26 protein-coding genes and 1 pseudogene are annotated in these 26,661 nt (G+C 63.6%); 12 read left to right on the top strand and 15 right to left on the bottom strand.

Annotated elements, in window-relative coordinates; all coding sequences use genetic code 11:
* A pseudogene (locus FJ978_RS07160) lies at positions 1 to 123 on the top strand (IS5/IS1182 family transposase); the annotation flags it as partial.
* Between the two features lie 1,139 nt (positions 124 to 1,262).
* Here FJ978_RS07160 and FJ978_RS07155 read toward each other — a convergent pair.
* From FJ978_RS07155 to FJ978_RS07145, 3 genes are all read right to left on the bottom strand, one after another.
* A complete protein-coding gene (locus FJ978_RS07155) occupies positions 1,263 to 1,967 on the bottom strand; it encodes a hypothetical protein (RefSeq protein ID WP_140571242.1) in 705 nt (234 codons plus the stop codon).
* A 677-nt stretch (positions 1,968 to 2,644) separates the two neighbouring features.
* Positions 2,645 to 3,232, bottom strand: a complete 588-nt coding sequence (locus FJ978_RS07150; protein WP_140571284.1) for a sugar transferase — start codon at positions 3,230 to 3,232, stop codon at positions 2,645 to 2,647.
* Between the two features lie 323 nt (positions 3,233 to 3,555).
* Positions 3,556 to 3,801, bottom strand: coding sequence for a transcriptional regulator (locus FJ978_RS07145; protein ID WP_140571282.1), 246 nt, complete (start codon positions 3,799 to 3,801; stop codon positions 3,556 to 3,558).
* A 178-nt stretch (positions 3,802 to 3,979) separates the two neighbouring features.
* Between FJ978_RS07145 and FJ978_RS07140 the strand changes: the two genes are divergently transcribed.
* The 3 genes from FJ978_RS07140 to FJ978_RS07130 all read left to right on the top strand — a co-directional run bounded on the left by FJ978_RS07140 (position 3,980) and on the right by FJ978_RS07130 (position 6,807).
* Positions 3,980 to 4,588 carry a hypothetical protein gene (locus tag FJ978_RS07140; protein ID WP_246678081.1) on the top strand — a complete coding sequence of 203 codons (609 nt, stop codon included), beginning with the start codon at positions 3,980 to 3,982 and terminating at the stop codon, positions 4,586 to 4,588.
* Between the two features lie 165 nt (positions 4,589 to 4,753).
* Complete coding sequence (locus FJ978_RS07135; protein ID WP_140571240.1) at positions 4,754 to 5,161, top strand: hypothetical protein; 408 nt, start codon at positions 4,754 to 4,756, stop codon at positions 5,159 to 5,161.
* A complete protein-coding gene (locus FJ978_RS07130; protein ID WP_140571238.1) occupies positions 5,158 to 6,807 on the top strand; it encodes a recombinase family protein in 1,650 nt (549 codons plus the stop codon). The genes FJ978_RS07135 and FJ978_RS07130 overlap by 4 nt, the downstream gene beginning before the upstream one ends.
* Positions 6,808 to 6,984: 177 nt before the next feature.
* Here the strand turns inward: FJ978_RS07130 and FJ978_RS07125 are convergent, their stop codons facing one another.
* Complete coding sequence (locus FJ978_RS07125; RefSeq protein WP_140571236.1) at positions 6,985 to 7,902, bottom strand: LysR family transcriptional regulator; 918 nt, start codon at positions 7,900 to 7,902, stop codon at positions 6,985 to 6,987.
* A gap of 136 nt (positions 7,903 to 8,038) precedes the next feature.
* Here FJ978_RS07125 and FJ978_RS07120 point away from each other — a divergent pair, with 136 nt between their 5' ends.
* Together FJ978_RS07120 and FJ978_RS07115 are read left to right on the top strand one after the other, a co-directional pair.
* A complete protein-coding gene (locus tag FJ978_RS07120) occupies positions 8,039 to 8,677 on the top strand; it encodes a DsbA family protein (protein WP_140571234.1) in 639 nt (212 codons plus the stop codon).
* Between the two features lie 38 nt (positions 8,678 to 8,715).
* Positions 8,716 to 9,327: an NAD(P)-dependent oxidoreductase gene (locus tag FJ978_RS07115; RefSeq protein WP_140571232.1), complete on the top strand. Its 612-nt coding sequence runs from the start codon at positions 8,716 to 8,718 to the stop codon at positions 9,325 to 9,327.
* 23 nt (positions 9,328 to 9,350) lie between these two features.
* Here the strand turns inward: FJ978_RS07115 and FJ978_RS07110 are convergent, their stop codons facing one another.
* Both FJ978_RS07110 and FJ978_RS07105 read right to left on the bottom strand, forming a co-directional pair.
* Positions 9,351 to 10,820, bottom strand: a complete 1,470-nt coding sequence (locus FJ978_RS07110; protein WP_140571230.1) for an ROK family protein — start codon at positions 10,818 to 10,820, stop codon at positions 9,351 to 9,353.
* Between the two features lie 73 nt (positions 10,821 to 10,893).
* Entirely contained in the window at positions 10,894 to 11,802 is a 909-nt protein-coding gene (locus tag FJ978_RS07105) for a tagatose-bisphosphate aldolase (RefSeq protein WP_140571228.1), read from the bottom strand.
* Positions 11,803 to 12,090: 288 nt separating this feature from the next.
* Between FJ978_RS07105 and FJ978_RS07100 the strand changes: the two genes are divergently transcribed.
* From FJ978_RS07100 to FJ978_RS07085, 4 genes are all read left to right on the top strand, one after another.
* A complete protein-coding gene (locus FJ978_RS07100) occupies positions 12,091 to 12,996 on the top strand; it encodes a sugar-binding domain-containing protein (protein WP_140571226.1) in 906 nt (301 codons plus the stop codon).
* Between the two features lie 421 nt (positions 12,997 to 13,417).
* The gene (locus FJ978_RS07095; RefSeq protein ID WP_140571224.1) at positions 13,418 to 14,395 is read left to right on the top strand and encodes an ABC transporter substrate-binding protein; all 978 of its coding nucleotides are present in this window, start codon (positions 13,418 to 13,420) and stop codon (positions 14,393 to 14,395) included.
* Positions 14,396 to 14,493: 98 nt separating this feature from the next.
* Complete coding sequence (locus tag FJ978_RS07090; RefSeq protein WP_023763950.1) at positions 14,494 to 15,555, top strand: ribose ABC transporter; 1,062 nt, start codon at positions 14,494 to 14,496, stop codon at positions 15,553 to 15,555.
* On the top strand, positions 15,548 to 16,303 hold the full coding sequence (locus FJ978_RS07085) for an ATP-binding cassette domain-containing protein (RefSeq protein ID WP_023763951.1): 756 nt from the start codon (positions 15,548 to 15,550) through the stop codon (positions 16,301 to 16,303). Before FJ978_RS07090 ends, FJ978_RS07085 begins: the two co-directional genes overlap by 8 nt.
* Before the next feature lie 122 nt (positions 16,304 to 16,425).
* On the opposite strand, the gene FJ978_RS07080 is transcribed toward FJ978_RS07085, so the two are convergent.
* From FJ978_RS07080 to FJ978_RS07050, 6 genes are all read right to left on the bottom strand, one after another.
* Entirely contained in the window at positions 16,426 to 16,932 is a 507-nt protein-coding gene (locus FJ978_RS07080; RefSeq protein ID WP_013892891.1) for an L-2-amino-thiazoline-4-carboxylic acid hydrolase, read from the bottom strand.
* On the bottom strand, positions 16,929 to 17,714 hold the full coding sequence (locus FJ978_RS07075; RefSeq protein WP_140571222.1) for an ATP-binding cassette domain-containing protein: 786 nt from the start codon (positions 17,712 to 17,714) through the stop codon (positions 16,929 to 16,931). Before FJ978_RS07075 ends, FJ978_RS07080 begins: the two co-directional genes overlap by 4 nt.
* Positions 17,711 to 18,715: an ABC transporter ATP-binding protein gene (locus FJ978_RS07070; protein WP_246678079.1), complete on the bottom strand. Its 1,005-nt coding sequence runs from the start codon at positions 18,713 to 18,715 to the stop codon at positions 17,711 to 17,713. Before FJ978_RS07070 ends, FJ978_RS07075 begins: the two co-directional genes overlap by 4 nt.
* Complete coding sequence (locus FJ978_RS07065; protein WP_140571220.1) at positions 18,712 to 19,542, bottom strand: ABC transporter permease; 831 nt, start codon at positions 19,540 to 19,542, stop codon at positions 18,712 to 18,714. The genes FJ978_RS07070 and FJ978_RS07065 overlap by 4 nt, the downstream gene beginning before the upstream one ends.
* Positions 19,539 to 20,525, bottom strand: coding sequence for an ABC transporter permease (locus FJ978_RS07060; protein WP_140571218.1), 987 nt, complete (start codon positions 20,523 to 20,525; stop codon positions 19,539 to 19,541). Before FJ978_RS07060 ends, FJ978_RS07065 begins: the two co-directional genes overlap by 4 nt.
* A gap of 273 nt (positions 20,526 to 20,798) precedes the next feature.
* Positions 20,799 to 22,409, bottom strand: coding sequence for an ABC transporter substrate-binding protein (locus FJ978_RS07050; RefSeq protein WP_140571216.1), 1,611 nt, complete (start codon positions 22,407 to 22,409; stop codon positions 20,799 to 20,801).
* 89 nt (positions 22,410 to 22,498) lie between these two features.
* Here FJ978_RS07050 and FJ978_RS07045 point away from each other — a divergent pair, with 89 nt between their 5' ends.
* The gene (locus tag FJ978_RS07045; protein ID WP_140571214.1) at positions 22,499 to 22,720 is read left to right on the top strand and encodes a hypothetical protein; all 222 of its coding nucleotides are present in this window, start codon (positions 22,499 to 22,501) and stop codon (positions 22,718 to 22,720) included.
* A 62-nt stretch (positions 22,721 to 22,782) separates the two neighbouring features.
* Positions 22,783 to 23,973 (top strand): Xaa-Pro peptidase family protein, encoded by a 1,191-nt coding sequence (locus FJ978_RS07040; RefSeq protein ID WP_140571212.1) that lies wholly within the window; start codon positions 22,783 to 22,785, stop codon positions 23,971 to 23,973.
* A gap of 180 nt (positions 23,974 to 24,153) precedes the next feature.
* On the opposite strand, the gene FJ978_RS07035 is transcribed toward FJ978_RS07040, so the two are convergent.
* From FJ978_RS07035 to FJ978_RS07025, 3 genes are read right to left on the bottom strand one after another with little or no spacing between them, the layout of a single operon-like run.
* Positions 24,154 to 24,570: a cupin domain-containing protein gene (locus tag FJ978_RS07035; protein WP_140571210.1), complete on the bottom strand. Its 417-nt coding sequence runs from the start codon at positions 24,568 to 24,570 to the stop codon at positions 24,154 to 24,156.
* Positions 24,571 to 24,576: 6 nt separating this feature from the next.
* On the bottom strand, positions 24,577 to 25,434 hold the full coding sequence (locus FJ978_RS07030; protein ID WP_140571208.1) for a phosphoenolpyruvate hydrolase family protein: 858 nt from the start codon (positions 25,432 to 25,434) through the stop codon (positions 24,577 to 24,579).
* An 11-nt stretch (positions 25,435 to 25,445) separates the two neighbouring features.
* Entirely contained in the window at positions 25,446 to 26,636 is a 1,191-nt protein-coding gene (locus tag FJ978_RS07025) for a Tm-1-like ATP-binding domain-containing protein (protein ID WP_140571206.1), read from the bottom strand.
* Positions 26,637 to 26,661: the final 25 nt, after the last annotated feature.

The following is a 26,661-nucleotide window of genomic DNA, read 5'->3' as shown; positions in this document are numbered from 1 at the left end:
AACAAGGCCAAGCAGTTTCGCCGCATAGCCACACGCTATGACAAGCTCGCTGAGAACTACCTCGCAGCCCTTAAGCTTGTTGCCATCCGCATCTGGCTACGCAGTAATGAGTCTACGACCTAGCCTAGCCTTGGTCTGCGTCAGCGTTGCTAGCGATGGATTTGCGGTTGCGCCCAAAAGCGCTTGATGAACCTGGGCGCGCAGACGATCTCAGTCTAGGCGAGATGGCGCCCGGCGAAGCGGAGAAAATCTTCGCGGCGCACAATACCTGATGGCGATCTGGATGCCGGGCAATTAGGAAAACTCATCCCCTGACACTCTACGGCTGGCCTTCGTGCCACGTGGCCGATTTCGGTGCCTTGCCTGCAGTGCAATAAAGGCCAGAACCGGATAAAACGCTAATATTATCAGCCCGACCGCTATCTGCTCGGCGGCTTCAACTACGGAAGAAGCCAGCCTGCTCCCATAGCGCCGTTGTCTTATCGGCTGATCAGTCATCGGCGTGCCCCCACGCAAACAATAGATACAGGTTATCCGACATGGGACCTTTATTCAACTCGTCTAATGGAGCGAAATGTATCCGCCCCTTGCGGGCTGGCTCACGCGGCTGTTTTACGTCGGCTTTGTCCGCCAGCGGCACCTTCGGAGTCACCGGGCCCGCCCGCAGTGACGGTACGCCCTGTCTTTGAGCCGGGCCGCTACCGCTGCCAAATTCGCCGCGCCGGATCACCCGTTTCTCCCATCGGATTGCAAGAGGCGCTGATGTAATCGCTCGGCGTCCATTCACTCCGGCTGCCGCACTGCTGGGCAGCGGACCTTCTCCCGCACATCGTCGATCGTGACGTTGCCGATAACCTCCCGTAACTCAATCGGCTTATAGTCGCGCGTGACATTGCAGCGGCCGCTAAGGATGCCCGCTACCTGACCGGCGTCATCGGCATGCATCAGGGTCCAGGAGGTGCCTCTCGGCCACTTCGCGGGTTGCTCGGCATCCCCCTGAAATGAGGAACGTCTCCGGTCAAGAGGCTCTTGTTCTTATTTTGTTCGCAGAGCTCCTGACAGCCGCAGGGAGGCCGGTCATGGACATTATAATGGACGCCGGTGGCGCCACCTCATCTTGTCGATTTCCCACTTTATGGGCGGGGAGAGCCACGGATCGAAAAGATGGTCCTCCTTAGCGGGTCTTCGTGCTCGTCAATTGAAGGCCATTCGATCGGCACGGCGCCGGAGCATCATGGCCCTGAACTGCTCTAGGATAAGCATTAAGCTTCGAAAAAGCCGCCCCATCTCGTCGATGAGAAATACGCCGCCATATCATCGAAGTTTTCCAAGGCAGCAGCACGGCTCCAAGTGCGTTGCCGCTGGAATGGACTTTTTGTCTCGGCAAGCGGAAGACCCAAGAAGTCTAGGACTCGCGGCAAGCTGCTGCTGATCTGCTCGTAGGTCACGGGCAACGCTTCCATTCCGGCCACGGCTGCAGCGGTTGCCGCGTTCTCCTCCTCCCACTGGATGAAGCGCTCCTGTGCTTCCAGGGGGTCTGCGGCAAAGCTTCGTGTTTTGAATTCGCCTAAGTCAGAACGCCAAGCGTTGTTGATCTGAGCCAGGCGCATGGAGATAAACTGATCTAAAAGGTTTTCGCGTGTGACCAGCACGACCTTGTAGTCGTGCTCTTTAAGAGCCGGGAAGATGCCCGGGTGTTCCTGCATCGAATAAAGCGGCAGCTTGAAGCCAACTGCCCGGCCTCTCAGCCGGTGGACATGGATGTCGAGATATCTGGCCACATTTGACTCGCCGCTGTGAACGAACGGCTGCGGCTCCCCTTTAAGGAAAGCCTTAATGCCTCGCCTTGACGCCGCCGGCGAGAACAACTCGCCCGCGCAAGATGCGTCAGGATGAGAGTTGAGCAATCCTTGCAGAAAGCTCGACCCCTGACGACCAACAAAGGCGATCACGAAAAGTTGTGGCATTGTGATTGCGTTTACCACCAGCCAAGAGGAATGCAAGCGTCCATGTTCAAGAACCGCGCAACTTCCTCCAAATTGGCTCGCACCTGCTGCTTCGAACTAAGTCCATGGGCGGCGGATCAACAGTATCAACGCGCCAGAGAGCAAGCAATATTGCGGCAAGGGCTTCGAACATCCGTGCGGCCGGCGATCGGCGGAAGCGCCGGACAGGTTCCTGGCCGCCTCGAGGCGGTGAAGCGCACGTCCGTCACCTGGGATCGCTATATCCAATTGTAAACGGCCGGCGCCGACTTTGCCAGCTTGCCGGCCTGAATAGTCGAGCATGGCCAGGCGCCCGATTGGCCGCGCTACAGCAATGGCGCCTATGCGTCGCAACAGGCGAGAGCGAAAGTGGCCAAGCTCGCCCTATGGGTTAGCAAATTCGACGCGCCGTGGGAGTGGCGCGAGTCGTTCTGATGGCACGGCGCCGAAGACCCAGCCGCTCGGCATAAGCCGCAAGCTGGTCGCGCAGAGCGGTTATTCGTGCGAGCCGCGGCGGACGTTTAAGCAGATCAGTTCCTGCGACGACCTATCTGCCGAACTGCTAGTGGGGCGGAAAGCTGGACCGGGACGGCGATGGGATGGCGTGTGAGACACTGCGTCGTCGTCCACGCTGCCGTCTGCGTCCGGCGCTGGCAGGTTCACGTCTTGCGCAGCGGCCGCGCCAAATTCCCCTCCGACAGGCCGCGTCGTTTATGTGGGTGGAATGTACCCAGCAATATTTTGAGGTCCAAACCGATGGAGACCGACTCTTTGACGTAGGCTGCATCGGTCTCGGCGCAGAGTGCTGGTTCCGACATGTCGATCCCCTTGATCTGCGCGAGCCCGGTGATTCCGGGAAGCAAAGCGAGCACGCCCAGTTCTCTGCGCCGTTCGATCAATTCGGTCTGCGTCGGCAGGCATGGACGCGGCCCGACAAGGCTCATCTCACCCTTGAGCACATTCCAGAGCTGCGGCAATTCGTCGATCTTGGTCGCCCGCAGCGCCTTGCCGATCGCGGTGACTGAACTGGCAGACGCCTCGTGGGTGGGCAATGACGGCGTTTCCTTATGCATCGTGCGCAGTTTGTGGCAGGCAAAAAGAATGCCATCCTGGCCGACGCGGATTTGCGAGAAGATAGCAGGGCCGGCAGACGTCGCCCGGATCGCCAGCATCACGACGATTAGCACGGGCGCCGTCATTACTAGCATTGGAGCAGCGACTGCCACATCGAGAACTCGCTTTGCCATCATCGTACTGCCGACGATGCTGTGCACCAGCGTCCTTGGTTGTAGACGCAATTATGCCCCCAGAAGCTGCCATGCCGATGTCATCCGGCCGGTATGTTAGCCAGTCGTCCTGTCCCTTTGTCTAGAGCAAGGCTTCCCTGTCCAACACGCTACCGCAAGAATGCAAGAATTTTCTTTCGATACTGGGTACCCGCCCCTCATGGTGCCAGCAGTATAGCGGTGCCGGGTGCGCGTAAACTCGGCCAGACGAATATTATGGGCGCACTGCTCCCGGCAGTAGACGACAGCTCTCGCTTCACGCCGACAACCTACGTCGCCCAAAATCAAAATCGACGTGCAAGCCTTACGCCTGGGCCACCGCCATTCTCGGCAATAAACTCGATGCCTGCCGCTTCCAGCGCGCTACGGATCGCTTTTCGATTAGCTAAGGTCGTCGGCGGAATGCCGTCGTCGGACTCGGCACGTCTCACAGTCGCCACGCCCACGCTTGCAGCTTTGGCCAGATCCTTCGCGCTCCAACGAACCAAGGCGCGCGCCGCTCGCATCTGGGCTCCAGTGATATCTTTCAGATCATGTGATTGCAAAGTGATCTCTGGTACGTTAAAAGGGCACGATAGACTGGCCGCTTCAGCCGTTTGCAACGACCCTGGTCCTTGCTGATATCGGCCGTCGCGCGAATATGGCCGGGCGACGTGCGCTTGCACGCAACCGGCTTAACCACAGCCAAGCTGTTGGGAGCTCGGATCCATGACTGATTCCGACAATACCACGACTTTGCCTTTCGTCATCGGCCAGCAACGCGATGAGTTCGAGAGGACGGGGTCCCAAGCCACAGATTCCGCTTTGAGCCTTTGGGGCGAATGGCAACGAGCTCGATATGCCTCATTGCTGCTATGCCGCGTGCAGCAGCGGCTGGAGAGCCAAATCATGGTCGATCCTGGGATCGAGGTATTGGCCGCAGATGTTCCTATGCAAGCTCAAGATCGAACAGCGGGTACTCTTAGCGATCCCCAGGAGTACGCGGAGGCCGAGGTCTTTGCGATGACCGAAGCTCTTACGCTTCAAGATTCGATTCCCGAAGTCGCTGCTACGTCGCTCGCCGGGATTGTCGCCAAGTTGGAAATGATTGTCGGCGCTGATCGAGATATTGGCGACCCTACCGATTTTCCGTGGCCGCACATAGCTTCCGTGCTCCTTGACTTGAAGGCGATCGCGGGAGATTTGCCGGTTGCCCGCCGGAGCCGGGAAAGGACACGGAGCGATGTGGCCAAGCACTGGGAGTCCGCAGTCCAGCTGGTCGCGGCGTTGGAAGAGGAAGCCGCGGCGGGATATCGTCGCGATGTAGCGCTCTTCTGACTCACCCTCTGAAATGTATCTTCAGGTTTGCAACTCGTAGGCGATATTGGAAATCAACAGCCCACGATATCGAGAGACGGGCACACAGATTGCCAGGTTCGCCATCTCACTGATGGTCTGGATGTCAGCATCAGGACGTTTCCACTTGCCGACCGAAGCCCAACCTTGACGATTGAGACGAAACCGCACGACGCAAGTCATTGCACGCTGTGGCTCTACGACATGAACTTCGTGCTTTTCTTCGCCGTCCGGAGGACTCTGATGGCGGGTCGATCCACCATTGGGAGAGCGACCGCGATGGCAAAGGAAACCAGCACTGGGCCGCAGGCTTTGGTCCCGGCCAACGACAACGGCGACCTCGTCGGCCCCGAGGGTGGCCCTGACAACATGGCGGTGGCCAAGCTGGATAGGGTTGTGCTGGATATCGCCCGGCTGATCGGCCGGCAGATGGCGCGGGAGGCATTCGAGGCGAGGCGGGCAGCCAACGACAATCGGCCGGGCCGCCGAAAGGGAGAGGGCAGGGAGCCGGATGGTAAACCCCCTGCAAACAAGAGAGAGGATCTGCCGCCGTGACCCGTGTCGCACTCTATGCCCGCTATTCTTCCGACAGCCAGCGGGATGCCTCCATTGAGGACCAGTTAAGGCTGTGCCATGAGCAGGCGGCGCGCGAGGGCTGGAGCGTTGCGGGAACCTATGAGGATGCCGCGATCTCGGGCGCCAGCACGGTGCTGCGGCCGGGCATCCAGCATCTGGTACGCGATGCCCAGCGCGGCCGCTTCGAGGTGGTGCTGGCCGAGGCGCTCGACCGCATCAGCCGCGACCAGGCAGATGTCGCCACCCTCTTCAAGCATCTCAAATTCGCCGGCACTGCCATCGTCACCTTGGCCGAGGGGGAGATCAGTGAACTGCATGTCGGCCTCAAGGGCACGATGAATGCCCTGTTCCTCAAGGACCTTGCCCTCAAAACCCATCGCGGCCTGCGGGGGAGGGTAGAGAAAGGCAAGGCCGGGGGCGGGCTTTGCTACGGCTACCGGGTGGTGAAGAAACTTGATGCCGCAGGCGAGCCCGTCCGTGGCGACCGCGAGGTCGTGCCGGAGGAAGCGACCATCGTGCGCCGCATCTTCCGCGAATTCGCCGCCGGCAAAAGCCCCAAGGCGATCGCCGTCGACTTGAACAAGGAGGGCGTTCCAGGTCCGCTCGGCCGACATTGGGGCGATACCAGCGTGCGCGGGCATGTCATCCGGGGCACCGGCGTCATCAACAATGAGCTCTATACCGGGATGCTGGTTTGGAACCGCCTGCATTTCGTCAAGGATCCTGCGACTGGCAGACGCGTGTCGCGGGCGAATCCGCCAGCCAAATGGATCCGCACCGAGGTGCCGCATCTCAGGATCGTCGGGGATGAATTGTGGCAGGCCGTGAAGGAGAGACAGAAATCCATCGCCAGCCAGTTCGAGGCGGTGGCCATCGCCACGCGCAAGGCGCGGGCGAGGAAACTGCACACCATGAAGCGACCGGTCTCCCTCCTGTCGGGCTTGCTTACGTGCGGCTGCTGCGGCGGGCGCTACGGCCTGTTTACACGAGACCGCTATGCCTGCCTCAACCACCAGCGCCGCGGGATCTGCGACAATGGCCGTACCATCACCCGCGAAAAGATCGAGCAGCGCGTCCTCGCAGGCCTGAAGGAAAGGCTTGTCTCGGCCGATGCCGTGGCCGAGGCGATCAGAGCCTATGCCCAGGAGACGAACCGCCTCAACCAGGAGCGTCGCGCGCAGGGCGAACAGGACCGCAAGGCACTCGACAAGATCGAGCGCGCCATCGCCGGCATGATGGCCGCGATCGAGGATGGCCTGTACCAACCTTCGATGAAAGCAAGAATGGAAGACCTGGAGAGGCAGAAGGCGGAGATCGCAGCGCGTGTGGCAGTGGCGCCCACTGACGTGCCCGACCTGCATCCGAACATCGCCACTCTTTATAAGAAGCGGGTCGAGCAGTTCACGCGAGTGCTTGCCCACCACGAGGACGGTCGCCAAGCCGCCGAGGCGTTGCGCTCGTTGATCGGACAGATCGTCCTCACCCCCGGCGACAAGCGCGGCGAGGTCCACGCGGAGCTACGCGGCGAGCTGTTCGGCATCCTCGAACTCGCCAAACCCGACCAAAACCGAGGGTCTGACGATGTTATGACAAAACGGGGCGCGGGTCCCCGCAACCAAACTTAAAACGGCCCGCATCAATGCGGGCCGTTTGCATTCAGGCGGCAAGTTCCAGACCATGAGGAGTGCCTCTCGTCGGCAATCGAACGGCACGGCTCCGCGCGTGAATGTAAGTTCTTGCTGACGATGTCGCGCGCCCGGCGGCGTCATGCCGTTTCGAGGCGGCTCGCGCGCCCGGCGGCGTCATGCCGTTTCGAGGCGGCGCGCGCGCTTTCTCTCGACCGCCGCGAGCAAGTCGACGAAGGCGCGCACCTTGGCGGGCCGGAAGCGGGCCGGCGGGAAGACCGCGTGGATACCGCCGGTCGGCAAGGTCCAATCAGCGAACACCGGCACCAGCCGTCCCTCGGCGATGTCATCATTGACACTGTAGTCCGGGAAGATGCCCAACCCGATGCCGGCGAGCACACAGGCCAGGGCCGCCGGGCTCTTGTCGCACATGATGATCGGATTGAGTTCGGTCAGCACCGTTTCCCCATCCCTGGAAAACAGCCACTGGCCGATGCCGCGCAGCTGCGCGTTGCCAACCCAGGCCAGCGATCTTGCCTGGAGCGGTCCGACGTCGGACGGCAGGCTCGCTGCAAAGGCCGGGCTCGCCACCACGATCTGCCGTATCGTGCCCAGGCGCCGTGCCTGGTTGGAGGAATCGGCAAGCCAGCCGACGCGGATGCCGAGGTCGATCTGCTCGTCCACCAGGTTGCTCACAGCGTCGTTGAAGATCGCCTCGACACGCATCTGCGGATAGGTCTTCAGATACGCGGCCATCACCGGCGCGACCACCTTAGCGCCATAGTCGAGCGGCGCGGTCAGCCTCAGCATTCCGGCGGGCTCGACCGCCCCGTGCGAGATCTCGCCATAGGCTGCCTCGGCCTCGCGCAGGATGATGGTCGCGCGGTCATAGAAGAGGCGCCCCTCTTCTGTCGGCGTGACGCGCCGCGTCGTGCGCCGCATGAGCGTTGCGCCCAATTCTTCCTCAAGCTTGCCGATCTGGTGGCTGACCACGGCCTTGGCCACGCCCAGCCGGTCCCCCGCCACGGTGAACGAGCCGGTCTCCATCACGGTGGTGAAGTAGACGAGCCGATTGAGATTCAGAAGCTCGGCCATATGACCTGCCTTTGTCCGATTTGATCGGACAGTTTGTATTATTGGCTCTGGTTTATCGCAAGGTCGCCGTCTGCCACATATGGCCAGCACATTCCGGTGGGCCGCGCCCGATGCCCACAGCAAGGACAGCATGATCATGAGCAATCCAGACGTGACCTATCTTTTCGATCCGCTCTGCGGCTGGTGCTACGGCGCCACCCCGATGCTGGACAGGCTGTCGGCCAGCGGCGTGCTCATCGACCTGCTGCCGACCGGCTTGTTCTCCGGCGCAGGGGCGCGACCGATGGATGAAGCCTTCGCCGCCCACGCCTGGGCGAACGACCAGCGCATCGAGCGCCTGACCGGGCAGAGATTCACGCAGGCCTATCGGCGCGATGTCCTCAATGTCCGTGGCACCTTGCTCGATTCCCATGCCGCCACGCTCGGCATCAGCGCGGCTGGCCTGGAAGGCCCCGGCGGCCGGCTGACGGCGCTGAAGGCGATCCAGTGGGCGCGTTACGTCCATGGCAGGGATATCGTGACGATCGACGGTGTCGCAGAGGTGCTTGCCGCCGCCGGCATGGCGGATGCCGCCGGGCTGCTGCAGGCGCCGACGGAACAGCTGATGAAAGCGCACTGCGACCTGGTCGGCCAAGGCCGCACGCTGTTCGAGCGCCTTCATGCCAACGGCGTGCCTTCGCTCGCGGTCATCCGCAACGATGCGCCCCGGCTTATCGGTTCGAACGCACTGTTCGGCAGCTTCGACAATCTTGTCGCCCATATCGAGGCGGCGTGATCTCTCCCAACTGACCTCAGCAAGGAATGGAAAAAGACATGGCAAAAGTCGCTCTCATCGGTGCATCGGGCGCCGTCGGTTCGCGCATCCTCAAGGAACTCTCGGATCGTGGCCACACAGTCACCGGCCTTGCGCGACATCCGGAAAAGATCGCTGCGCTGCCCGGCGTCACGGCCAGGAAGGGGGATGTCTTCGACAGCCAAGCTCTCGCCGACCTGATCCGCGGCCATGACGTGGTGATCAGTTCGGTGCATTTTCTGGACAGCGACGCCGACACGCTGATTGCCGCGGTGCGTGCTTCCGGCGTGAAGCGCTACCTCGTTGTCGGCGGCGCCGGCAGCCTCGAGGTCGCGCCAGGCAAGCGCCTGGTCGATACAGCCGAATTCCCTGCAATCTACAAGGCCGAGGCACAGAAGGGCGCCGACTTCCTCGATAAGTTGAAGACCGTCGGCGATCTCGATTGGACGTTCCTGTCGCCGTCCGCCATGTTCATCCCGGGCGAGCGCACCGGCAAGTTCCGCCTCGGCAAGGACACGCTCCTTGCCTCGGACAAGGGCAGCAGCATCTCCTTCGAGGATTACGCCATCGTCATGGTCGACGAGATCGAGAAGCCTGCGCATGTCAGGCAGCGTTTTACGGTCGGCTATTGATCAAATGGGACTGACGTCCTGGTTCAGCCAGGTACATCCAAGCGGGCGGCCATGACCGCCCGCAGCCATGCCGTAATGGCATCGAAGTCGATCGGTTTTGTCGTGTCGACGTCGAAGAGCGGTCCGCGCCGCAGCGGTTCGGCACGCTTGGCGAGCTCGATCAGTTCAGGGATATAGGCGGCACCGGGATGACCAGCGGGGCGCTGGTCGAGCCGGGCGCCATAGCGCTCGGCAAGGACCTCCCCGGGCGCGTGGCACCAGATTTCGAAGGTCTGTTCGACGCCAGCTTTTCGCAGATGGTCCTCGAGGACTTCACGCGGCTGGAAGCCGAACCAGGCATCGATGACAAAGGTGCAGCCCGCTGGCGCTTCGCCGACGGCCGACCAGATCGCCTGATAGCTGGCGCGGCCGAGCGTGCGGTTGAATTCGCGGTCGCCGCCGCCAAGCACTTCGAGGAACGGATTCTTGATCGTGTCGAGCGCGAGCAACGGCCATCCCATGCGGTCGGCTATGCCGCGCGAGACGGTGCTCTTGCCGCTTGCGGGAATGCCGTTGACGAGCACGGCCCGCTTGGCGTGGCTGGACTGGGCCAAGCGCGGAACCGGACCTGCGCCCGGTTCCATGGCGAGCGCCTGGAGGCCAGAGCCGATCACGCCGGCATCGTCGCCGAGCTGCGCGGGTTCGACCTGGCATTGGTACCAGGGCGCCAACGCCGGCGCTCGGCCGAGTGCTCTGTGTGCTGCCCGGCCAAGGCCGCCGCCAAGCAGCACCATGTCGGGATCGAGCACGGCAACGGCCGTGTCGATGGCGGCACGCAGCGGTTTCGCCCAGGCGTCGAGTATGCCGCGCGCCTGGATGTCGCCGGCCGCATCGCGGGCAAAAAGCTGATCGACAGAAATGTCGGCGCCGAGCCCGGCGCGCGCAATGTGGCGGCCGAGCGCGGTGCCTGAACTGGTGGTCTCGACGCAGCCGCGCCGGCCGCAGGCGCAAACCTCGCCGTCGACATCGACGGTGATGTGACCAAGCTGGCCCGCCGTTGCCGAGCCACGCGTGATCCGGCGGTCTTGAGCGACGGCGCCGCCAATGCCGGTGCCTATGGTGAACATGACAATGTTGTCATGGCCGCGCCCGGCGCCGAGCGCCATCTCGGCGGCCAGCGCCATGTTGCAGTCGTTGTCGATGATGACGGGCTTGCCGGTCATGTCTTCCAGGCGTTGCGCCAGCGCGACCGAAGCGAGGTTGACGTAGCCACCCGACAGGACGGCGCCGCGCCGCATGTCGACACGACCGGGAACGCCGACGCCGATGGCCTTCACATCGGATGTGTCGAGAAGGCGCACCATGTCGGCGATGCGGCCAAGCACCAGTTCCGGGTCGGGCGCGCTCTTTTCGGAAACGCGCTCGAGGATTTCACCGGTCTCGCAGACGCGGGCAGCACGCAGATTGGTGCCGCCAATATCGATCCCTATGCTGAGAGGCATCACGTCCTGCATCTGTTTTTCCGCAAATTCCGGACGCAAACCGCTTCACGCTTTTACTGGAATAGCTCTCGTCCAAACGCAATTGTCAGGCAGCCGCTTTCTGCCGGTAGTGCCCGATCACGGCCTGGATCTCACGCAGTCGCGGCACTGCGATGGTCTTAAGCCTTTCGCGCTGGATGTCACGGTCGAGCGAGATGCAGTCTTTCCACAGCGAACGGCCGGCGATGACGCCCGAGGCGCCGTTCTGCATGGCGATCTCGACCTGGCCGAGGAAGGTTGCGTGGTTGACGCCGGCCGAAAGCACCGCCCAGGGCACATCGCCTGCCATTGCGGTGATGTTGGCACAGGCTTCGGGTGTGCCGGGATAGGGAAGCTTCAGCACCTTGGCGCCGCATTCCAGCGAGATTCTTGTCCCTTCCTCGACAAGCCGTGGCGTCATGGCCGCATAGCCCTCGGGGCTTTCGCCTTCGAGCGGATAGGTCAGGAACTCGACGACCAGCAACAGGTCCTCCTTGCCGAAATCGGCGATGCACTGGCGCAGGATGGCGATGTTGTGTTCGTTGGCCTGCGGCTTGTCGGCCCGCAGATACACCATGATCTTGCCGCCCGTGCCGCCCAGGGCGCGGACACGGCGCGCATCGATGCCTGGAACCAGGCGTGACAGCCGGTAGCCCTCGGGCGAGACGTCAAAACCGGAGGCGTCGAGGCCGATGAGCAGTGCCGTATCGCGGTTCAAGACGCCCTCGTCGACAATGCGCGGCACCGCGCAGAGCGGGTCGAGCAGCACGCAGGACGCAGCACTGGCGAGGTAGCGCGTGATGTCAGCCTTGGTGTCGCCGAGCATGTCGTTGGTGATCCTGGCCTGCTCTACCGGATCCGACGCCAGCAAGGTCCGCATGCCGCCGCGCTGGTCGCAGGCGATGGCCACCATGGCCCCGTCCTTACCGCATATCTGCTGGTAGCCGCGCAGCTCCGCGGTGGTCATCTTCGTCATGATCTTCAGTCCGATGTTGGCGCCGTCTTACCGACCGCGCGGATCCCGTGGAAACAACAATGTTCAGTTCTGCCCGCCTTTGCCGGCGAGGAGATTTTTTGCCGCGTGGTGCGCCGTCCGGTCTCGAAAACCGTGCCCGCCGGCATAGCCGCATGGAAACGGCCCCACGTTGCGAGTCGGTTGGATTTGCGCGATAACTCCCATCGGCGTATACGTGTGTAACACGTTGCTGAAAGGAATTGCAAGCTGTCTGTTCCCTCCATCCAGGATGCGACCGCGTCGCGGACATTGCTGCACACGGTCGCCAAGCTGCACTATTTGGAGGAGATGTCGCAGGTCGACATCGCGCGGCAGCTCGGTGTCTCCACCGCGACGATTTCGCGCCTGCTGCAGCGGGCGCGGACGGAAGGGATCGTGCGTATCGAGGTTCTCGATCTGGCACCGCCGGAGGACATCACCAGGCAGTTGATCGACGGATTGAAGTTGCGGGATGCCGCGGTGGTCGAGACGCCGGCGGCAGGCACGCTGGCAGCACTAGCGGCACCGCTTGGCGGGCTGCTCAGGCAGGCGCAACTGGTGGCAGGCTCCGTGGTCGCCATCGGCTGGGGGCGCGCTGTGCGCGAAGTTATCCGAGCCGGCCTGCCGCGCATGCCCGGTGTGCTCACCGTCGCCGCCACCGGCGGCATGCAGCAGCACGCTGCGCATTTTCAGGTCAACGAGTTCGTGCGGCTCGCCGCCGAGGAGTTCGGCGGCACGCCGCACTTCATCCATGCGCCCTATCTGCCGTCCACGGAGTTGCGGGATGTCTTCCTGCGCGATGTCGCCATCCGCGATGCCGTCGCCTTGTGGGGGAAGACCGACATCGCGATCGTCGGTATCGGCCTGCCGCATGCCATCAATGCGCCGGAGGCGAGTGCCGCCACGCCGAGCGAGCAGGCGTTGGTTCATGCGGCCGGTGATGTGCTTCGGCATTATTTCGATGTCGAGGGGCAGCCGATCGCGTGGGAAGGGGAGAGCCGGATGATCGCCATGTCGCCGGCACAGCTTCGCGCCGTGCCGCAGGTGATCGGCCTTGCCGCATCGCCGGAGAAGGCGACGGCAATCATCGGCGCGGCTCGCGCAGGGCTGATCAGCACGCTGGTCACCGATACGAAGACGGCGCAGGCCATCCTCGCGGCGCTTGCGCAGCGATAGGACCGGCACGACACTGGCAGATGGAGCCCGCCGCGAAAACAAGTTGTGTCGCCGAGAGGCGCGGGCAATAGTTGGCTGGGGCTCCACGGAGCAGTCGGATGTCGTACGGTGTGAAAAACCCGGCGCTGCAAGCTCGGAAAAACCGAGTTGCAATTTATTTCTGCAAAGTGTTACAAGTCAGGATGCCCGCCAGCAAGGCGCGGCGGGGGCACAGTTTGCCGGACCTCGCGGAGGTAGGGGAATGGGGCTGTGGCCAAGTGTACCGGTCTGGCTGACCGGCTGACATATCGACTGGAGGGCGCTTGGGAGGAAAGCTGCCCGTAACGGCAAAAAGGCGTTCACGCCGCCTTGTCCCCTAGCGGATGGCGGCCATTCCAATGTCACTTGCAACGGCAGATCTGCCAATAATGAGGAGGATGTCATGAAGAAGATTGTTGCCGCGCTCGCGGCGCTTGCCGTCAGTGCGACGGTGCTGATCGCGCCCGCGCAGGCGCAGGACAAGAAATACACCATTGCGCTCATTCCGGGCCTCACCACCGATGGTTTCTACATCACCATGCGCAAGGGCGCCCAGGCGGCTGCCGATGCGCTTGGCGTAAACTTGGTTTTCCAGGGCGCGCCGGAATTCAACCCGGTCACCCAGGTGCCGGTGCTCGATGCGGTCATCGCCAAGAAGCCTGACGCGATCCTCATCGCGCCAACCGACAAGGTTCAGCTGGTCGAGCCGCTGCGCAAGGCCAATGATGCCGGCATTCCGGTCATCACCGTCGACACTTTCATCGGCAGCGGCGCCTACCAGACCGGTGCGGGTGACGCTGATTTCCCGCTGTCCTACATCGCCTCGGACAATGTGCTCGGCGGCGAGATTGCCGCTCGCGCGCTGGCCACCGCGGTTGGCGACAAGGGCAAGGTCTACGTCTCGAACGTCAAGCCCGGCATCTCGACCACCGACCAGCGTGAAGAGGGCTTCAAGAAGGAGATGGCCAAGCATACGGGCATCACCGTGCTTGAGACCCAGTTCAACGACGACGATGCCAACAAGGCGGCCTCGCAACTGCAGGCCGTGTTCGCGCGCAATCCGGACCTGGTCGGCGTGTTCGGCGCCAATTTGTTCTCGGCGCTGGGCGCGGCCAATGGCGTCAAGCAGGCCGGACAGACGGGAACCGTCAAGGTGGTCGCCTTCGATGCTCCGACCAGCATTGTCGACAACATCAACACCGGCCTGGTGGACGTGGCGATCGCCCAGCATCCTGCCGAGATCGGGTATTACGGCGTCGTCTCGGCCTATGCCCACCTGACCGGCCACTCGATTCCGGTCACGATCGGCACCGGCTTCACGATCATGGACAAGTCCAACATCGCGGATCCGAACATCTCGAAGTATCTCTACTCCGAGTAAGTCCAGACGAGACTGGCTCTTCCCGGTCCGCCGGGAGGAGCCCGTGCCGGGTTCTCGCCGAAGGCAGGACCTTTTTTGATGGCAGCCGCGGAGTATCCATGACCTCCACATCACCAGCCCAGCCGGCCGAGAAGCATGTCGCCCCTCAGGCCGATCACGGCGATCCGGCCAGGAACTGGATCGCACGCATAGCGGAGGCGCGCGCCTGGCTGTTCCTTGCCGGCCTGATCATCTGCTTTGAGATATGGTCGAGGACCGACTTCGGCGCGACCTTCGTGCTCAATCCGTTCAACCTGCAGTCCATCGCGATATTCGCGGTGGCGCCGCTGCTCTTGGCGACAGGGCAGACCTTCGTCATCATCTCGGGCGGCATCGACCTGTCGCTCGGCTTCATCATGGGGCTGGCCGCCGTCATCGCCGCGCATGCCACCAACATGGCGGGCGCGGCCATCCCCTTGCCGCTGGCGATGCTGGCGGGCATCCTTGCCGCGGTGATCGTTGCCGGCGTGCCGGGCGTCATCAACGGCTTGCTGATATCGCGCCTCAGGGTCCCGCCTTTCATCGGCACGCTTGGCATGTTCGGCGTCGCGCGCGGTGCCGCCTTTCTGCTCGCCGGGGGCACGACGGTGCCGGTGCAGAATTCGTGGTTCGCGCTGCTCGGCAACGGCAAGTTCCATGGCGTCCCCTATCTGGTGATGATCGCCGCCGTCTTCGTCGTCGTGATGCACTATCTGCTCAGCCAGACCCGGTTCGGCCAGCACAATTATGCCATCGGCGCCAACGTGCAGGCGGCGCGGCGCGCCGGCATCGACATCAGGGGCCACATCCTTCGGCTCTATGTGCTGTCGGCGATGTGCGCCGGCCTTGGCGGCGCGCTCTATGCCGCGCGCTTCACCGCCGGTGCCGCGCAAGCCGGCGAGCCTTTGCTGCTCGATAGCGTCGCGGCCGTGGTGATCGGCGGCGCCAGCCTGTTCGGCGGCTCCGGCACCATCTTCGGCACGGTCGCCGGCGCGCTGGTGATCGCGGTCATCCAGTACGGGCTGGTCTTCGTCAATGTCGAACCGTTCTGGCAATTCATTGCCGTCGGCATCGTCATCATCATTTCCGTTCTCATCGACCAGGCGCAGCGCCGGTTCAGTGGAGCCCGTCAGGATGAATAGCACCAACCAGAACGCACCCCTGCTGGAAGTCCGCAATCTGTCGAAGCACTTTGGTGCCGTGCGGGCGCTGAACGACTTCTCCATGGCCGTGCGGCCGGGTGAAGTGGTGGCGCTCGCCGGTGACAATGGCGCCGGCAAGACGACGCTGATCAAGGCGATATCGGGCGTGTTCCAGCCGACCGGCGGCGAAATCCTGCTCAGGGGTCAGCCGGTGACGTTCGCGACGCCGCAGGAGGCGCGCGAAAAGGGCATCGAGACGATCTACCAGGACCTCGCGCTTGCCGACAATCTGTCGATCGGCGCCAACATCTTCCTTGGCCGCGAACCGATGCGCAAGGCGTTCGGCTTCCTGCCGGTGCTCGACCGCAAGGCGATGGCCACGGCGGCCAAGGAGACGATGGGGCGGCTGGATTTCCACGTCAGCCGGCTCGAAGCCCCGGTCAGCAACTTCTCCGGCGGCCAACGCCAGGCCGTCGCCATCGGCCGCGCCGTCTACTGGGATGCGCAGATCCTGATCATGGACGAGCCGACCGCAGCCCTTGGCGTGCCGGAGCAGCGCAAGGTGATTTCGCTCATCCACCAGCTCAAGGCGCAGGGGCGCGGGGTGATCTTCATCTCGCACAATCTGCAGGACATCTTTGCCGTCTCGGACCGCATCGTCGTGTTGCGGCGCGGCATCCAGGCCGGCGAGCGCAAAATCTCCGAGACCAACCATGACGAAGTCGTCAGGCTGATGGTCGGCGGCTAGAGCATTTCACCGTTTCACGGAAACGGCGAACCGCTCTATCTCTTTGTTTTTACGCAATTCCGAACGGAAAGCGCTACGCGCTTTTCCCGGGAAAACAATGTCACACTTTTCCTGGAATTGCTCTAGCCGGCATCGCGATTGGTCAGCGCGATGTGGCAGCAGCCTGGGCCGTGGCCCGGCGTCCAGGTGACATTGTCGAAACGCACGCCCGTCGCCTCGAACAGGCCGCGGTCGAAGGCGCCGGCGATGCGGCAGAGCGTGGCGAGCTTTTCGTCACCGACTCCGGCCTCGACCCAGGCGTCCTTGAGCGGGCAGCGCTTCACCTTGAAGGCGATGCGGTCATCGCCGCGCTCGACATCGGTCGGGTACATCAGGCCGCCATCCGGGCTGACCGCCAGGAAGGCCTCGCCGATGGCGCGCGCGTCGTTGGCGCCGAAGCTGGCGAAGGCGGCTGCAGCCACTTCCTTGCCGCGCTGCTCGATGGTTCGGATCATGACCGCCTCGGCCTTTTCGGCACCGAGCTCTCCGGTCAGTTCGTCGAGGAACAGACGGTAGAGATCGGCGCGGTTGCGGAAGGCGGAATCGAGTTCGCGCGACAGTTTCTCGGCTCTGGCTACGGGGTCGGTCATGATACGTCCTGTGCGGTTCTCTTGAGTTTTGGCGCGGCGGCCACCAGGGCCTTGCCGATGGCCGATTGCGGTGCGTCGATGACGGCACGGGCGTCGCCGCTCTCGGCAATTCGCCCAGCGTCGAGGAGGATGACGCGCTGAGCGATCGCGCGGACCACGCCGAGATCATGTGAAATGAAGAGATAGGCGATCCGTTCCTGCCTTTGCAGGTCGAGCAAAAGATCAAGGATCTGCCCGCGCACGGAGACGTCGAGCGCCGACACCGCTTCGTCGAGCACGATCAGCGACGGTTTCGTGGCGATGGCGCGCGCGATGGCGACGCGCTGGCGCTGGCCTCCGGAAATTTCGTGGATGGCGCGCGCGGCAAGATCCGCCGCCAGCCCTACGCGTTCGAGCAAGGCGGCGATGCGCCGCGGGCGCTCAGCGCGCGAGGCAATGCGATGGATGCGCAACGGATCGTCGAGCACACGCGCCGCCGTGGCCCGCGGATTGAAGGCGGCCAGCGGGTCCTGGAACACCATTTGCAGGCGCGCGCGATGCGCTCGCAACGCGGCGCCACCCAAGGCCAGGAAATCATTGCCTTCGAATTCGATGCGGCCGGCATCCGGGTCGGTCAATCGCAGTACGAGCCGCGCGATTGTCGACTTGCCGCTGCCGGAGGGGCCGGCGAGCGCCAGCGTTTCGCCCGGCTCGATGTGAAAAGAGACATCGTCCACGGCGGCAACGGTCTTGCCGCCGCGACGGTAGCGTTTGGTGAGGCTGGACACCGAGAGCAGGCTCATGCGTGGCGCCCGCTTCGGTTCGACAACGGTTCGGCATCGAGGCCGATATGGGCATCAAGCAGCGCGCGCGTGTAGGCCTGGGCCGGGGTGTCGATAATCCGTGGCGTCGGGCCAAGTTCGACCAACTGGCCATGGCGGAACACGGCGATGCGCTCGGCAAGCTCCGCGGCAAGCGCGATGTCATGGCTGATGAACAGCAGCGTCATGCCGTCCTCGGCCACAAGCCGCCGGATCAGGGCGACGATGTCGGCCTGCACGATGGTGTCGAGCGCGCTGGTCGCCTCGTCGGCGATCAGCAATTTCGGTCCGGCGGCGATGGCGGCGGCAATTGCCACGCGCTGCTTCTGGCCGCCGGAGAGCTGGTGCGGGAAGGCTCGCAGGGCCGAGTCAGGATATGGCAGCCGGACGCGTTCGAGCAGGGTTTTTGCTTGCGCGTATGCCTGCGGCCAGGTGAGGCCGAGATGGGTGCGGGCGACTTCGGCGATTTGTTTGCCGATTGGCATTACGGGGTCGAGACTGGCGGATGGGTCCTGGAAGACGAAGCCGATATCGCGGCCGCCGAGAGGGATTCTGCTGAGCTCGGATTCGAAAGGTTGGCGTTCCGTCACACCCCCCTCTGTCCTGCCGGACATCTCCCCCGCAAGGGGGGAGATCGGCAGCGTCTTCGACGGCCCACTTTTGGCAACGTTGGTGACTGGCGAAAGCGGAGATGAATGCACAATCTCCCCCCTTGCGGGGGAGATGTCCGGCAGGACAGAGGGGGGTGCCTTGGCGCCGAAGGTTGGCAAGGACCAGTCGATGCGGCCTTCAACAGCGGCAGACCCCGGCAACAGCCCCGCTATCGCCAACGCCAGCGTGCTCTTGCCGGATCCGCTTTCGCCGATGATGGCCAGGCGCTCGCCAGCGACGATATCGAAGCTGACGTGCTTCAACGCCGCGACCTCGCCGCCGTCACGGCGGTAGGTGACCGTCAAGTCGCGGATCGCTGCGAGTGCAGTCACGACAGGCCTCTCCTGATTGCCGTCGTCTCGACGATGCCTTCACCGGCGAGATAGACGCCGAGCACCGTCAGTACCAGTGCTATGCCAGGGACGATCGACAGGAAGGGCGCGGTGCGCAAAACAGTGCGGCCTTCGGCGATCATGCCGCCCCAGGTGACCCGATTGGGGTCGCCGAGGCCGAGAAACGACAAGGCTGCCTCGGTGAGGATGGCGGCGGCGACGATCACCGATGACATCGCCAGCACCGGCGGTAGCGCATTGGGCAGCACTTCGCGAAAGGCGATTTCGAGCGGATGCATGCCGATGGCGCGCGCGCTGGCGACATAGTCGCGCTCGCGAATGGAGAGAACTTCCGCGCGGGCGATACGGGCAGGCCCGGTCCAGGTGCCGAGCGCAATGGCGATCACGACGACGCCCAATGATGGCCCGACGACACTGACGAAGGCCAGCGCCAGCAGGAAGCCCGGCACGGTCTGGAAGGCGTCGGTGATGCGCATCAGCACCTCGTCGATAAGGCCGCCGGCAAAGCCGGCCAAAGTGCCGACCACTGCGCCGATGGCCACTGCCGCCGTCGCCGCCGCAAGCCCGACGGCGAGCGAGGTGCGGGCGCCGTGGAAAAGCTCGGCCAGCACGTCGCGGCCGAGCCGGTCGGTGCCGAGCGGCAGCGACCAGTCCTGGAACGGCGGCAGCAGCGGCGGCCCGGCAATGGCTTGCGGATCACCGGAGAACAGCAGCGGTGCCGACAGCGCCATGGCGATCAGCGCCGCCAGAAGGATGGCGCCGGCGACGGCCTCAGGCCTCCGCAGAAAGCGGCGAAGCGGGTTCACGCGTCGGCCTCGCTGGCGCCGACGCGCGGATCGAGAAAGGCATAGGCGATGTCGACGAGCAGGTTGATTGCGACGACAAGCACGGCGCTGACGAGGATGATGCCGAGCAGCAGGGGTGTGTCGCGCGCGGCCACGGCTTCCTGCGCCAGCCGGCCGAGGCCGGGCACGGAGAAGACGCTCTCGATGACGACGCTGCCGCCGAGCATCTGCGCCGACTGCAAGCCGAGCATGGTGACCAGCGGCAGCAGGGCGTTGCGGGCAATGTGGGCGAGCACGATGCGGCGGCGCGAAAGCCCCCTGGCGCGGGCGGCCAGCACAAAATCCTGCCGCCAGACCTCGGCCATGCCGGCACGCATCATGCGCAGATAGAGCGCGAGATAGATGAAGCCGAGCGCGGAAACCGGCAGGACGAGATGGATGGCGATGTCGGCGGCGCGGTCGAGGCCGGTCTTGTCCGAGGCCAGGGTTTCGATGCCGCCGATCGGCAGCCAGCGCAGGTCGACGGCAAAGACGACGATCAGCACCAGGCCGAGCCAGAAACCGGGCACGGCATAAAGCGCCAGCGAGCCGATCGACAGGAAGCGGTCGCGCAAACTCCCTGGCCTCGCGCCGGCATAGATGCCGAGCGCCGAGCCGAGCCCGAAGGAGATTGCGGTGGCGCTGACCATCAGCAGCAGCGTGTTGGGCAGGCGTTCGAGGATGACGTCGCGGATCGGCCGGGAGAAGGTCACCGACTGGCCGAGGTCGAGATGCAGCAGCGCCCAGAGATAGTTGGCGAGCCGCGTCAGCTCTGACTGGTCGAGACCCCAGCGATGACGCAGCAATTCGATCATGCCGGCGTCGCCGCCGGTCGAGACGATGTAGGCGTCGACGGCATCGCCGGGGGCGGCCTCGAGCAAAAGGAATGTGCCGATGACGACGATCAGCAGCACGAAGATGCTGCCGACGAGGCGGCGGCGGAGGAGGATGAGGGCGCGGGTCATAGGCCCCTCCGAGTGTTGGCGTATGTCCGCCTATAAGAAATGCCGAGCCCAGGCACCCCCCTCTGTCCTGCCGGACATCTCCCCCGCAGGGGGGGAGATTGGATGTCACCGACGGCTTCGCCAACTTTCGACGCCGCATAATTGGCGGAGCGGACAAATAGCTGATCTCCCCCCTTGCGGGGGAGATGTCCGGCAGGACAGAGGGGGGTGCGAAGGAACTCGGCCTTCGGCCAAATTCCCCTTTTCTCGCGAATTCTCATCCGCGCAAATGTGTCACGATTCCAGATACGTGTCCGCCCAGTTCGACACCGCCCAGCGCGGGTTGTTGGCGATGTTGCCAACCGTATCGCGCGCGACGCTGATAAAACTCCATTCGGCGACGTTGATCAGCGGCAGGTCGGCGGCCACCTCCTTCTGGAACTCCTTGTAGAGGTCGGTGCGGGCCGTGGTGTCGAGCGTCTCGGACGCCTTGGCGATGAGCGCATCGAGCGCGTCGTTCTTGTAGCCGCCCTGGTTCGAGAACGGCACGCCGTCGGGAATGCCGCTCTGCACCAGGATGGTTGTCGAGATCGCCGGATCGCCGCGGAACACCGGCGGACCCACCGCAAGGTCGAAGGCGTGGTCGGTGTAGACGGCCTTGATGTGCGCGGCGGAGTCGTTGTTGACGAGCTCCGCGTCGATGCCGATGGCGGCGAGTGCCTGGCGCAGGTAGTCGCCGAACTGCTTGGTCTCGTTGAAATATGGCGCGGGCAGGAGCTTGAGCGTAAAGCGCTTGCCGTCCGGGCCTTTCTTGTAGCCGGCCTCGTCGAGCAAGGCGTTGGCCTTGGCGACGTCGAAGGCATAGGTCGGCACGTCGGCGGCGTAGAACTGCGGATCGTTCTTCGGCACCGGGCCGGTGGCGGTCGCGGCATAGCCAAGGAACACGGTCTTGACGACGAAATCCTTGTCGATGGCGTGCGCGATCGCCTGGCGCACTTTCACATCGGCCAACTCCTTGCGGCGATGGTTGATCTCGACGACGAGCTGATAGGTCAGTCCTTCATAACCCTTGGTGATCACCTTCAGGCCCGGCACCTTGGAGATGCGGTCGAGGTCGGCCAGCGGCACGGCCGAGAAGGCGGCAAGCTGGATTTCCTCGGCTTCCAGCGCGCTTGCCGCCGACGTGCGGTCGGGCAGCACCTGGTAGATGATCTCGTCGAGGTAGGGCTCGTCCTTGCCCCAGTAATCCGTGTTCTTGATCAGCCGGTAATACTGGCCGGCCTTGTACTCGCCGAACTTGAACGGCCCAGTGCCGATGGGCGCGTTGTTGGCCGGGTTGTCCTCAATCTTGCCGACCTCGTAGACATGCTTCGGCACGACGCTGCTCAGCGCCGGCAGCGCGTTGCGGATCAGCTGGAACGGCGTCGGCTTGGCGAATTTGAACACGGCGGTGAGATCGTCGGGCGTGTCGACGGCGGCCAGGTCCTTGAACACGGTGCGGCCGAGATTTTGCAGCGGCTTCCATATCTGCAGCGCCGAGAAGGCGACGTCGGCCGACGTGAACGGCTTGCCGTCATGCCATTTGACGCCCTCGCGCAGCTTGAACGTCACCGAAAGCCCATCGGCGGCGCCTTCCCAGCTCAGAGCCAGGCGTGGCGCAAGCCCGTCCTTGCCGTCAAAGGAGGCTTCGGCCAGCGTTTCGACGATCTTGCTGGAGATGAAGAAGACGCCGTTGGAGGCGACGATCGCCGGGTTGAGGTTGCGTGGCTCGGAATCGGCGGCGAGCACCAGTCGGCCCCCCTTCTTCGGCGTCTGCGCCCAGCCAAGTGTCGGCATGGCGGTGGAGGCGAGCAGCATCGCCGAACCGGCAAGCATTTTGCGTCTGGAAATCGTGAAACCTGACATGATCGAACTCCGTCCTCTCCGCGACCCCACACGGCGCGCCATACCCCTCGGACGCCTGCGAGCCCGCCGGCATCCTTGCGGCGGCGATTATGAGCCTTGCCAAAGGTTTCGCCAGAGACGGAATTGGCGCATCCTTGCTTGGCTTTGAAATTTTCGTCCGCTGGACCAGTTTGCGGGAAATGGCTCAATTCAATCTATCTGGTAAGACCAGATTTGATGTATATACGGCCAATGACGGCTTGGTGACGGCGCAGTCGCGGTCTTCGGATATTTCTGGCTGGACCAGTGTGGGAAAAATGGTGCAGATTTGATCGACAGCCAGCGGATCGGGCGCGGAGCGGCCAGTGATCCCAGGCAATCCAGGGAGAGAGAGATGAACATTGCCCCGGGCAAGAGTGCCGTCAGCAAGATCCCGTTCGACCAGGCTAGGGTCGATCGGCTGATGGAGGAGGCGGGCATCGATGTGCTGCTCGCGACCTCCAAGCACAACACGCAATATCTGCTTGGCGGCTACAAATTCATCTTTTTCGCCGCCATGGATGCGATCGGCCACAGCCGCTATCTGCCCATAGTCGTTTACGAGAAGGGCGGACCCGATCACGCCGCCTATATCGGCAACCGCATGGAAGGCGGCGAGCACCAGAACAACCCGTTCTGGACGCCGACGCTGCACGCCGCCTGCTGGGGCACGCTCGATGCCGCGAACCTCGCCGTCGAGCATCTGCAGAAGATCGGCAAGGCGGGCGCGCGCATCGGCATCGAGCCGGGTTTCCTGCCCTCGGACGCCTACACGCTGATCCGCAAGGCGCTGCCGGATGCCAAGCTGATCGATGCGACCGACATGCTGGAGCGCATGCGTGCGATCAAGACCGATGCCGAGCTGGAGAAGCTGCGCACGGCTTCCGAACTGATCACCGATTCCATGCTGGCGACCATCCAATGGGCGCGCGAAGGCACGACCAAGGCCGAGATGATCGAGCAGCTGCGGCGCGAGGAAACCAATCGCGGGATCCATTTCGAATATTGCCTGCTGACGCTGGGCTCCAGCCATAACCGCGCCGCTTCACCGCAGGCATGGAAGAAGGGCGAGGTGCTGTCGATCGATTCCGGCGGCAATTACCACGGCTACATCGGCGATCTCTGCCGGATGGGCATCCTGGGTGAACCGGATGCCGAGCTTGAGGATCTGCTGGCCGAGGTCGAGACGGTGCAGCAGGCTGCCTTCTCGAAGGTTAAAGCGGGCACACTCGGCGGCGACATGATTTCCCACGCCGAGGGCGTGCTGAAGAAATCAAAAGTCGCTGCTTATACGGATTTCTTCGCCCACGGCATGGGCCTGATCACGCATGAGGCGCCATTTCTGATGACCAACCATCCGGTGACCTATGAAGGCACCTATGCGGCCAAGCCACTGGAAAAGAACATGGTGCTGTCGGTCGAGACAACGATGCTCCACCCGACGCGGGGATTCATCAAACTTGAGGATACACTGGCGGTGACCGAGAGCGGCTATGTGATGTTCGGCGATCGGGGCCGGGGGTGGAACCGGGGTGGGATTTCATAGAACCCAAGGCCGGCGCCGCCCCTCATTGTCCTGCCGGACATTTCTCCCCGTATAGTGACGGGGAGAAAGGCTCTGTCATCAACGATTTCGCCATCGCCGGAGCTGCTCCCTTCTCCCCGTTCTACGGGGAGAAGGTGCCGGCAGGCGGATGAGGGGCGGCGCCACCCTATAATAAGTTCTTCACTGGCCCGCCGGAATCAGCCTGAAATCCGGCAGTTCCCGCAAGCCCAGTTCCGGCCCGGCCGGCGAATAGACGACGAAGAGCTGCATCGGCCCGTCGCCTGTGTTCAATGTCGAATGAAACCGGCTTTCCGGCACATAGATGGTGCAGCCGGGGCCGACCTTCTCGACCACCGGATTGCCCTTCTCGTCCTCGACCATCTGCTCGCCATGGCCCGAAATGACGAAGATTATCTCTTCGGCGCCGGGATGGTTGTGGCGGGCGTGGCCCTTGCCGGAGGGCAGGTCGACCACGCCGCCGGAAAAGCGGACAGCGCCGTTCACTTCCGGAGCCACCGTCAGCGACAGCTTGCCCCAGTCGAAGCCGAAGGCGCTGACGTCCTTCGGGTAGACAAACACCTTGCTCTTGTCGATCATCTCTCATCATCCCTTCTTTTTCTTCGCGGCTCTCTCGCCGCTGAGCGCCTTGAAATCGGCAGTCTGCCTGGCGATCGCCGCTTCGGCCGGCAGCCGTTCCATCGAGCTTGCGCCATAGAAGCCATGCAGGCCCTTGGCTCGCGAGAGAATGTAGCGCGCGTCGTCGGGCATCGAGATCGGGCCGCCATGGCAAAGCAGGATGACGTCCTTGCGCACCGAGCGGGCTGCTTCGGCGATGGCGTCGATCTGGACCACGCAGTCGTCGAGCGATTTCGCCGAGGTGGCGCCGATCGAGCCGCCCGTCGTCACGCCCATATGGGCAACGACGATGTCGGCACCGGCCTTGGTCATGGCGCTGGCCTCGTCGGGGTTGAAGACATAGGGCGTGGTCAAGAGGTCAAGCTTGCGCGCCTCGGCGATCATGTCGACCTCGAGCCCAAAGCCCATGCCGGTCTCCTCGAAGCTCTGCCGCATGGAGCCGTCGAACAGGCCGATGGTGGGAAAGTTCTGCACACCGGAAAAGCCCATGGTCTTCAGCTCGGCCAGAAGCAGGGGCATGATGACGAAAGGATCGGTGCCGTTGACGCCGGCAAGAACCGGCGTCTTCTTCACCACCGGCAGCACCTCGTAGGCCATCTCCTTGACGATCTCGTTGGCATTGCCATAGGCGAGCAGGCCGGCGGCCGAGCCGCGCCCGGCCATGCGGTAGCGGCCGGAATTGTAGATGATGATGAGATCGATGCCGCCAGCCTCCTCGGCCTTGGCTGACAGGCCGGTGCCGGCGCCGCCGCCGACGATCGGCACGCCCTTGTCGATCATTCCCCGGAATTTCTTCAGTATGTCCTTGCGCGGTATGGCGGGCATGTTCTTGGACCTCAGTGTCTGGCGATGTCGAGGAAGGCGGCGGTTGCCGCCTTGGCGAATTCGGGGTCGTTGATGTGCAGCGGCAGGCGGGTGACGCAGCGCGTGTTGTTTGGCTGGATGGTGCGCTCGATGGCTTCGAACAGGACGGCATCGGCCTCCGGATCGAAGAAGGCGCCACCCTTGACGTCCAGCGCCGAGACACCCTTTTCAGGGATCAAGAAATGCACCGGCCCTTCGCAGCGGGCGAGCCTGGCGCCGATCCATTCGCCGATCTGGCGGCACTCGTCTGCCGTGGTGCGCATCAGCGTGACGTTCGGATTGTGCTCGTAGAACAGCCGGCCGCGATATCGTTCCGGAATGGTCGAAGGCGCCCAGAAATTGACCATGTCGAGCGCACCGACCGAACCGACATAGGGCAGGCGGGTGCGCATGATCGCACCGAAACGATCTTGCGTCGCCGGCAGCACGCCGCCGAGCAAAAGGTCGCAGACTTCGGTGGTGGTGATGTCGATGATGCCGGACAGCAGGCCGCTGTCGGCGAGCTTCTCCATGCTGCGGCCGCCGGTGCCGGTGGCGTGAAAAACCATGCAATCGTATCGGGAGCGAAGCTGGTCGGCGATGGCCGTCACGCACGCCGTGGTGACGCCGAACATGGTGAGGCCGATCGAAGTTTTGCCGTCGGGCAGCGGCGCAGGCCTCGCCGCCATGCCTGAGATCGCCTGGGCGGCATTGTGCAGGACGACGCGGGAGAGCCGGTTCAACCCCGCCATGTCGGTCACCGCAGGCATCATGATGATGTCGGAGACATCGACATAGGGCGCGGTGTCGCCCGATGCGAGCGTCGAGACCATGATCTTGGGCAGGCCGAGCGGCAGAGCGCGCATGCCCGACGTGATGATCGACGTGCCGCCGCCGCCGCCAATACCGATAATCGCGGCAATGTCGTTTCGAGATTGGATGAAGCGGGCGAAGGCGAAGCCCATCGCGGCGACGGCGGCGCCGCGATCACTTCCGCCGAGCACGGCGTTGACGCCGTCGGGGTGATGGCCGGAAATTTCCGTGGCGGTGATGTCGACAGGCACGGTTGCGTTGCGCGTTCCGACATCGACACGGCAAACGGCGGCGCCGGTGACCGCATCGGCCAGGAAGGCGAGTTCCTCACCCTTGGTGTCGGCGGTGCCCACGACGTAGATGCGCTTCACGGGCCGTTCCCAGGTCATTGCAAAT

The sequence above is a fragment of the Mesorhizobium sp. B1-1-7 genome, from assembly GCF_006442705.1.
GTDB lineage: Bacteria > Pseudomonadota > Alphaproteobacteria > Rhizobiales > Rhizobiaceae > Mesorhizobium > Mesorhizobium opportunistum.
Note: the sequence above shows the minus strand (reverse complement) of the source record. Positions and strands in the feature narration are given on the sequence as shown.